The following is an 8,176-nucleotide window of genomic DNA, read 5'->3' as shown; positions in this document are numbered from 1 at the left end:
GATTTTCATTTCGGAAAAAAACTCAGATAAATCTAACTCTTGTTTCAAACCATTAACTGTTAGTTCTGATTCAGGCGGCTGCCCTCCTGCTTCACAATGACGGATCACATAAGTTTTCTTCAATTTTACCGTCCTCACAATCCCATTTTTATCCTTACGATACATAATTTTGAAACAAAACAAAAGTCATGTCCGTCATATAAATTTAGGGGGTAATCAATATGAAGAATTTTCTTTTTAGAAGTTTAATCATTGTTTTTTTATTGTCTTTAGCTGGATGTCAGCAAAATACAGCAAATAAGGATGAAGACGGTTTTGTCGAACCAGAATCATCAGATTGGGTAAAATATATAAAGCCTGTAAGGGAATATATTTTTCATCGAACTCAAGCCGTGATAAATAATGATATTCATATTCTGTGGCGAATGTATCCAGATTTAAAAGATCATATTGACCGTGAACAAGGCGTCAATGTAGAAAAATATGAGGTTGAATCTTTAAATGAAGGATTTGATTTATTGGATGCCAATTACCATATTGAAAATCATGAACGAATGAAAGTGAAACCAATAAATGAGGATGAAGTAATCGTTCTTGTTCACGGAAGCATTGTTTATTTAAGAGATGATTTTGAGGAATCTGGAGGGGAATTATTATTAAAAGTCTTCTTAAAACAGATTAATCATCAGTGGACGGTTGTAAAAACGGACGAATATACTACACATGAATACAAAGAATGGTTGCAAGAAAAGGAGAAGAGATGATTTTTTGTTAAGCTAACGCCGGAAATAGCACTATTGAGATAACTAGTAGATATCTAAAGGATTCTTATTGCGATTTGGCGGATGCTTCTGATGTTTTGCTGTGGCTTTAAATCCATAAATAAAAAGGATCAGGGATGGTTCCAGATCCTTTTTAAGAAAGATTAGTATTACAGTACCTTTCCATAACGTAAAAAAATATATTAGATGGATTTAATCATTCCACCATCAACTAGAATTGAACTCCCAGTTACATAAGTACTTGCATCGGAAACTAAAAATGTTACTACATTAGCAAATTCCTCTGGAGTTCCATACCGTTTTAAAGGAATATTATTTTGGGCTCTTTCTTTAACTTGCTCTTTCGTAACGCCTAACCTCTCGGCATTCACTTGATCAAGGTGTGCCACACGCTCTGTTGCAATTCGTCCAGGGCTAACTGTATTAACTAATATGTTATATGGGGCCAGTTCTTCTGCCAATGTTTTAGCTAGTCCTACAATACCTGTTCGAAATGTATTCGAAAGAATAAGTCCAGGTATAGGCTGTTTAACAGAAGAAGAAGCAATATTCACAATTCGTCCTCCTGCTTCTTTTAAATCGGGAAGAACTTCACGGATGATTCTTATATAACTCAACAAATTGAGTTCAAATGCATCTTGCCAGTCTTTATCAGATAATGATTCAATCGATCCTACGGGAGGTCCACCAGCATTATTAATTAAAATATCAATTTTACCGAACACTTCATTAGTTTTGCGAACTAACGTTTTAATGTCTTCTACTTTTGTAATATCAGCTGGGCAATAGGAAACTTTCCCTTTATTTAATGCCTCTAATTCATTTTTTACATTAGCTAACTTTTCAGCATCTCGGCTAGTTAGCATAACATTTGCTCCTTCTTTTACTAGTTGCGTGGCTATCGCTTTCCCTAGACCTTGACTAGAGGCTATAACTAGAGCAACTTTATTATGTAGATTCAGGTCCAAATCTAAACACCTTCCTTTTTTGTATGATCTTAAGATATTAAACTAGTTTAGCTTCTTTTAAGTTTAGCTGTTCTGGTATTCTCTTAACTACTTCTTTTCCAATTTCAATAGAAGCTGTGGCAGCTGGTGATGGGGCATTACATACATGAATGGTTCGTTTTCCCACAATAATATGAAAATCATCGACCATGCTCCCATCGCTTCTTAATGCTTGGGCACGAACACCAGCAGGTGCAGGTATTAAGTCATCTTCTTGGATTTCAGGAATTAATTCCTGCAGGCTTTTTGTAAATTGTTTTTTGCTAAATGAACGGACGTATTCATCAAATCCTTCTTTTGCAAATTTACTAGCCATTTTCCATAAACCAGGAAAGCATAAAGATTCCATTAAATCTTTTGCATTAAAATCTGTCTTTTTATAACCTTCACGTTTGAAGCTAAGAACAGCATTTGGCCCTGCATCAACTTCACCACTGATCATCCGGGTAAAGTGGACTCCTAAAAATGGAAACTTTGGATTTGGTACTGGATAAATTAAATGTTTAACAAGATAGCGTTTTTCAGGCTTCAATTTAAAATACTCGCCTCTGAAAGGCAAAATTTTCATATCTGTTTTATATCCTGCAGCTGCAGCTACACGGTCACTATGAAGACCTGCACAGTTAATCACAATACTAGCTCTATATGTACCTCTATTCGTCTCGATGACCACTTGGTCTGATTCTTCATGCATTTTCACTACTTTTGTATTTATGTGGATCTCTCCACCGTGATTATGAATAATTTCAGCAAATTTTTCACTTACTTGTCTGTAATTAACAATACCAGCCTGCGGAACACGTATTGCCGCTAGACCGTTAACATATGGCTCGATTTCCTTTAATTCATCGACACCAATTTTTTGAATAGCTAATTCATTTTGCAGTCCACGTTTATATAAGTTTTCAAGAAGTGATAACTCCTCCTGTTTTGTGGCAACAATTACTTTTCCACAAATATCATGGTCTATTCTGTGTGTTTGGCAGAATTCAGTCATCGATTTACTTCCTTGACGCGCAAAACGTGCTTTGAAACTATTAGGCTTGTAATATATTCCTGAATGAATCACTCCACTATTGTGCCCTGTTTGATGGTCTGCGACAACTGACTCCTTTTCAATAATGGCTACTTTCGCATTAGGAAACCGTTTATAAAGTGCCATTCCCGTTGATAAACCGACAATCCCTCCACCCACAACGGCAAAATCATACACTATTTTCCACCTCCATTCTTCCAGATTCATCACATATGTCTATATTCAAGAGATTCTTTGAGCAGCTTGTTGCAATAGCAAGATAAGATGTTTGATATCATACTCATCGTAACGAATGTAAGGAAATGTAATAGACAGCGCACCTAGTAATACTTGTTGTTTAGCAATAATTGGAACGCTAATGGAGGTAGCACCTTTGACACGTTCCCCTTTTGTTATCGCATAGCCTTGATTTCGTATTTCATGAAGTTGTTGAATCAATTCTTCTTTTGATTCAACAGTGATATCTGTAATCTTCGTTAATTTAATTTTTTCTATATAACTTTTAATAAACTCATCGCTCTGAAAAGCAAGCAGAATTTTAGCAGAAGCACCAGCATATAACGGGGACGTATGACCGACAAATGTTAAGGCAGCCAATTCATGGCGACTAGGTAAATTATAGATACAACGACGCTCGTCACGTTCAATAATGTTTATTGAAATATTTTCTTTCGTTTCTTGATTCAGTTCTTCCATGATTGGAATCGCTTTTGAAAGAAGTGCATCGTTTTTTTCAACAAGCTGACCTAAAAACATAAGCTCTAAACCTAGACTATATATTTTTGTTTTTTCGTCTTTCACTAAAAAACCTTCGTATACTAACGTACTAACAATACGTTGTAAGCTAGAAATCGAAATGCCCGTTCTTTTCGAAATCTCTGTTAACGATAATTTAGGATAATCCACAGAAAATGCTCGCAGCACTTGTATCACCCTGTGGATCGATGACATCGAATAATTACTTTTAAATCTTTCATTCTCCATTGAGAGCACCTCTTTCAGATCAACTCTCTTCATATTACATTGTTTTTAGACAAAACTGAAAGTTCTTCTGCCTCTATTCCAAGAAGTTCTTCAAATACTTCCTTATTGTGCTGGCCTAACGCTGGCGGGCCAAATTTCGTTTGGATATTTAACCCGCTGTGCCGAAGCGGACTAGCCAGCAGCTTTACCTCACCCGCAGCTTGAGTAACTGTTTCAATTCCCCCCCTAGCGATTACTTGATCTTGCTCCAATGCCTGTTGAATATTATTAACCCTTCCTACAGGAACCATAGCTTCCGCAAGAATTTCAACCCATTCACTTGACGTCCTGTTCACTAGTACTTCCTCAATCAGCTGAACTAATTCATCTTCATTTTGTTTTCGAACATTATTTGTTAAAAAGCGTTCATCACTACCCCACTCTGGATGATCCAATGCGTGAGATAGCTTTCGGAACAAGTGATCGTTCCCCGCACAAATCATAATTGGGAAGTCTGCGGTTTGAAATACTTGATATGGCGCAACATTATTATGCTGATTGCCTTTCCGCACAGAAATCATTCCTGTATTTAAATAAGCACTAGCCACATTTGCCATACTTGAAACTTGAACATCTAGCAAAGACATATCGATATATTGGCCTTCTCCAGTTAGATCTCTTTGCCGTATTGCTGCGACTATACCTAATGCAACATAAACCGAAGTAATGATATCGGCAATCGGAATCCCTACTTTTGTGGCTTCGCCATTTGGGTCCCCTGTTACATCCATCAACCCGCTCATAGCCTGTATGACTGGATCAAATCCAGGAAGTATACCCAAGGGCCCATCTTGCCCAAATCCTGTTACCGAGCAAACAATGATACCTGGATTCTGTTCCTTTAAAACTTCATAATTTAGCCCAAGTTTATTCAAAGTTCCAGACTTAAAGTTTTCAATGACGACGTCTGATTTTTCTACTAAATCCAGGAAAAGTTTCTTCCCTTCTTCCGATTTTAAATTGAGGGTGATCGACCTTTTATTACGATTAGCACTTAAATAGTAAGTACTCTCTCCATTTTTAAAAGGTCCCCACTCCCTCATACTGTCCGAACCACCTGGTGGCTCTACGCGTATGACGTCTGCACCCATGTCTCCGAGTGTCATGGCACCAGCTGGGGCAGCATAAACTCTAGACAAATCCAGCACACGTATATCATGCAGTGGTTGTACCAATCCAACTCACCTCCTTTACTTTATGGAAGCTCTATTTTTTCCAAAATTTGGTTTCCTTTTTTCTGTGACAGCTCGCACACCTTCTTGATGATCTTCCTCTTCCATGACGAGTGCCATTTTCGATGAGATATAGTCAAGTGAGGACCGTAACGACATTTCGCTATTTTGATAGACAGCGCGCTTGATGAGCTGCGTTGCCAGTTGAGGACCACTTGCTAAGTTGTGAGCGTAGTCTGCAACTGCTTGATCAAGCTCCTCATCTGGCACAACAAATGTAACGAGTCCGCGTTCTTTTGCCGCTTCTGCTGTCAGCACTTCTCCCGTCCACAACATATGCAATGCCATATCTCGGCCAACGAGTCGCGGCAAGAAGTACGCTCCACCGTCTCCAGGTACAATTCCTACTTTGATATAACTTTCAGACAAACGAGCTGATTCTGAAACAAAACGAATATCACACATAAGAGCCATATCAAGTCCTGCTCCAAATGCCACTCCATGTACTTTCGCAATAACTGGTTTGTCGATTTCTTCTAATAAAAGAGGGATCCGCTGCACTTTTTTCCACAAAGAGTTCTTTCGATTTATTCCTTTTGAAACAATATCTTGATCCGACTTGTAGAATCCGTTACCAGCGATCATCTCCTTAATATCTCCACCAGAACAGAAACCTTTTCCTGCTCCTTGGACAATTAAAACAGAAATCTCATCTGAATCCCTCACTTTCTCAAGCGAATCAATCCATAAATCAAGCATTTCGCCACTAAACGCATTCAGTGCTTCAGGACGATTTAATGTGATTGTTGCAATTTTATTATTTACTTCAAAGAGTAGATCCGGCATGTGCTTCCTCTCCTTTTACATGAGTAATCGATTCCCAAATCGTTTCTTTTCGAGCCTGATACAAACTGGCTAACTGATCAGCCCAATATGTCTCATTTCCTGCTTCTTCACGCCACGACCACAAACGACGAGTAAAATGATGAAGTTCATGTTCATATGTCATCCCAATTCCAGCATGAAGCTGGTGTGCAGCTTTTGCGACCACATTCGCGTTAGCAGATAACTCAATTTTAGCCATTGCAATTTGCTCTTTCACTAAGTCTGATGGATAAGATGCACTCGCAACAGAAAGTGTTGAATAGGCAGCAGCTACCTCGCCAGCCATTGCAGTCAAGTGATGCTGGATGGCTTGGAACTTGTGCAGAGGACGACCAAACTGCTGACGCTCTTTTGCATAAAAGGCAGATAATGCTAGCACACTTTCCATCGCACCTGTCATCATCGCTACACGGCTAAGCGCTAAGAATTGTGTGTAGTCTTCTAATGCCTCAATAAAACTTAGATCTATACTTTTTGTTTCACCTAGATCTGAAAAGGTTAAGCTATCACGAGGCTCTGCAGCGAGATTGTCATTCTTCTCAATCTCACATGCTAATGTATTGACTATTGAATAAGAAGCTTGTTCCCCCTTCTGCCGGATCACAACCACTTCGTCAACATATCTTCCGTATGGAACATGTATTAACTTATACGGAGATTGAATAATCGAGCTTTCTTCTGCGAAATAAACCACTCTTAATTTATCTTCCACCTCACCTTCATGTGTAGCAAGAAATTGATTGGCGTATATAACTTCAGCTAAAGGAATTGGAGCAGCGTACTTTCCGATGACCCGCAGGATAGCAAAAACGTCCTCATAATCTCCGCCGACTCCACCTTTCTCTTCTTCAATTCCAAGTAATGTTAGCCCAGATTCTTGAATCGTTTCCCAAAGTGAACTCGCCCACTCACCTTCTTCAAAACGTTCACGTTGTTCTTTAGTCGATAAGTCTTTTAAAATTTTCCCGGCAGTGTCTTCAATAAATGATTTCATCTCACTCATGCAGATATCACTCCTTTTCCTACTATTCCTCTAAGGATTTCAGTTGTCCCCCCACGAATGGTAAACCCTGGACCGTGTAAAATGGATTCCGCTAACAGCCTGGCATACTCATCTTCCGCATGCTTGCTTGGCATCGCCGGTAAAAGAAGCCGAATGACTTCAGCTACATGTTGCTCAAAGCTGTTGCCAAGATCTTTCACTAGAGCAGCTGCTAAGTTCACATCTTTTTTCTCTTCAAGCAGAGCTGCAATCCCTATCGACATATTACGCAGTGACCACATTCTGCTTACTAGTTTCGCAGCATCCATCAAACCTCTATGATCCTCTTTTTCTTTCAATAAACGAATCGCCTCTTCAAGCAGTGGAAATGTGCTTAAAATTCGTTCCGGGCCACTTCGTTCAAATGCCAGTTCAGTTAATCCTTGTGCCCAGCCATTTCCAACTTCTCCAACTACTCTGTTATCTGGAACAAAAACGTTTTCAAGAAAGATTTCGTTAAAATGATGTTCACCCGTTAAGAACTGAATTGGCCGAATGGTTACGCCATCGGATTTAAGATCAATAATTAGCTGACTCATACCCCCATGACGATTTTTTGGATCCTGAGGAGAAGTTCGGCAAAGGGTGATCATGTAGTGCGAATGATGAGCACCAGAGGTCCATGTCTTCATTCCATTAACGATCCAGCCGCCATCCACTTTTTCAGCGGTTGTTTTTAGTGATGCTAAATCAGATCCTGAGTTCGGTTCAGAAAGTCCTATCGAAAAATAACATTCACCTTTCACGATTTTTGGAATGAAAAATTCCTTCTGTTCTTCTGTCCCAAACTTTAAAAGTAACGGCCCAGATTGACGATCTGCAAACCAGTGTGATGCAACGGGAGCTCCAAAAGCCAAAAGCTCTTCTGTAATAATGTAACGGTCAATCGAGGAGCGTGCTTGCCCTCCGTATTTTTTCGGAAATGTAATCCCGATCCAGCCTTGTCCCCCAATCTTTTTCGAAAATTCCTCACTATATGCGCTCAGCCAAGAATCAGCATGTGTGTCAAATGTTCCTTTTTGTTTCTCAGCTTGTAAGAACGAACGGACTTCTTTCCGAAACTCTTTTTGTTCTTCCGTAAATTTAAATGCCGGAAGTTGTAATTGTCTCACTACTCCTCACTCCTTTTACCGATATAGCGTAAGCATTACGCAAATGGTATATATAAATTTATATTAATCTACCTTATCTTTATTTGTCAATTTAGAATTAACAGAAAATTATACCTG

Annotated in this window: 8 protein-coding genes; 1 reads left to right on the top strand and 7 read right to left on the bottom strand. The window is 39.0% G+C overall.

Annotated features, from left to right (window positions below):
* The first annotated feature begins 221 nt into the window (after positions 1-221).
* The gene (locus V7127_RS03090; protein WP_335483486.1) at positions 222-764 is read left to right on the top strand and encodes a hypothetical protein; all 543 of its coding nucleotides are present in this window, start codon (positions 222-224) and stop codon (positions 762-764) included.
* 200 nt (positions 765-964) lie between these two features.
* Here the strand turns inward: V7127_RS03090 and V7127_RS03085 are convergent, their stop codons facing one another.
* Genes V7127_RS03085 through V7127_RS03055 form a run of 7 tightly spaced genes read right to left on the bottom strand, consistent with a single transcriptional unit; the run spans position 965 to position 8,059 of the window.
* Positions 965-1,750 (bottom strand): SDR family oxidoreductase, encoded by a 786-nt coding sequence (locus V7127_RS03085; protein ID WP_335483484.1) that lies wholly within the window; start codon positions 1,748-1,750, stop codon positions 965-967.
* Positions 1,751-1,787: 37 nt separating this feature from the next.
* On the bottom strand, positions 1,788-3,002 hold the full coding sequence (lhgO, locus tag V7127_RS03080) for an L-2-hydroxyglutarate oxidase (protein ID WP_335483482.1): 1,215 nt from the start codon (positions 3,000-3,002) through the stop codon (positions 1,788-1,790).
* 45 nt (positions 3,003-3,047) lie between these two features.
* Positions 3,048-3,842, bottom strand: coding sequence for an IclR family transcriptional regulator (locus tag V7127_RS03075; protein ID WP_335483480.1), 795 nt, complete (start codon positions 3,840-3,842; stop codon positions 3,048-3,050).
* A complete protein-coding gene (locus tag V7127_RS03070; protein WP_335483478.1) occupies positions 3,839-5,023 on the bottom strand; it encodes a CaiB/BaiF CoA transferase family protein in 1,185 nt (394 codons plus the stop codon). Before V7127_RS03070 ends, V7127_RS03075 begins: the two co-directional genes overlap by 4 nt.
* 15 nt (positions 5,024-5,038) lie before the next feature.
* Positions 5,039-5,866, bottom strand: a complete 828-nt coding sequence (locus V7127_RS03065) for an enoyl-CoA hydratase/isomerase family protein (protein WP_335483476.1) — start codon at positions 5,864-5,866, stop codon at positions 5,039-5,041.
* Positions 5,847-6,908 carry an acyl-CoA dehydrogenase family protein gene (locus tag V7127_RS03060; protein ID WP_335483474.1) on the bottom strand — a complete coding sequence of 354 codons (1,062 nt, stop codon included), beginning with the start codon at positions 6,906-6,908 and terminating at the stop codon, positions 5,847-5,849. Before V7127_RS03060 ends, V7127_RS03065 begins: the two co-directional genes overlap by 20 nt.
* A complete protein-coding gene (locus V7127_RS03055; RefSeq protein ID WP_335483472.1) occupies positions 6,905-8,059 on the bottom strand; it encodes an acyl-CoA dehydrogenase family protein in 1,155 nt (384 codons plus the stop codon). The genes V7127_RS03060 and V7127_RS03055 overlap by 4 nt, the downstream gene beginning before the upstream one ends.
* Positions 8,060-8,176: the final 117 nt, after the last annotated feature.

Source organism: Bacillus sp. JJ1773, assembly GCF_036962035.1.
Lineage (GTDB): Bacteria > Bacillota > Bacilli > Bacillales > Cytobacillaceae > Cytobacillus.
This window is presented reverse-complemented; position numbering and strand designations above follow the sequence as displayed.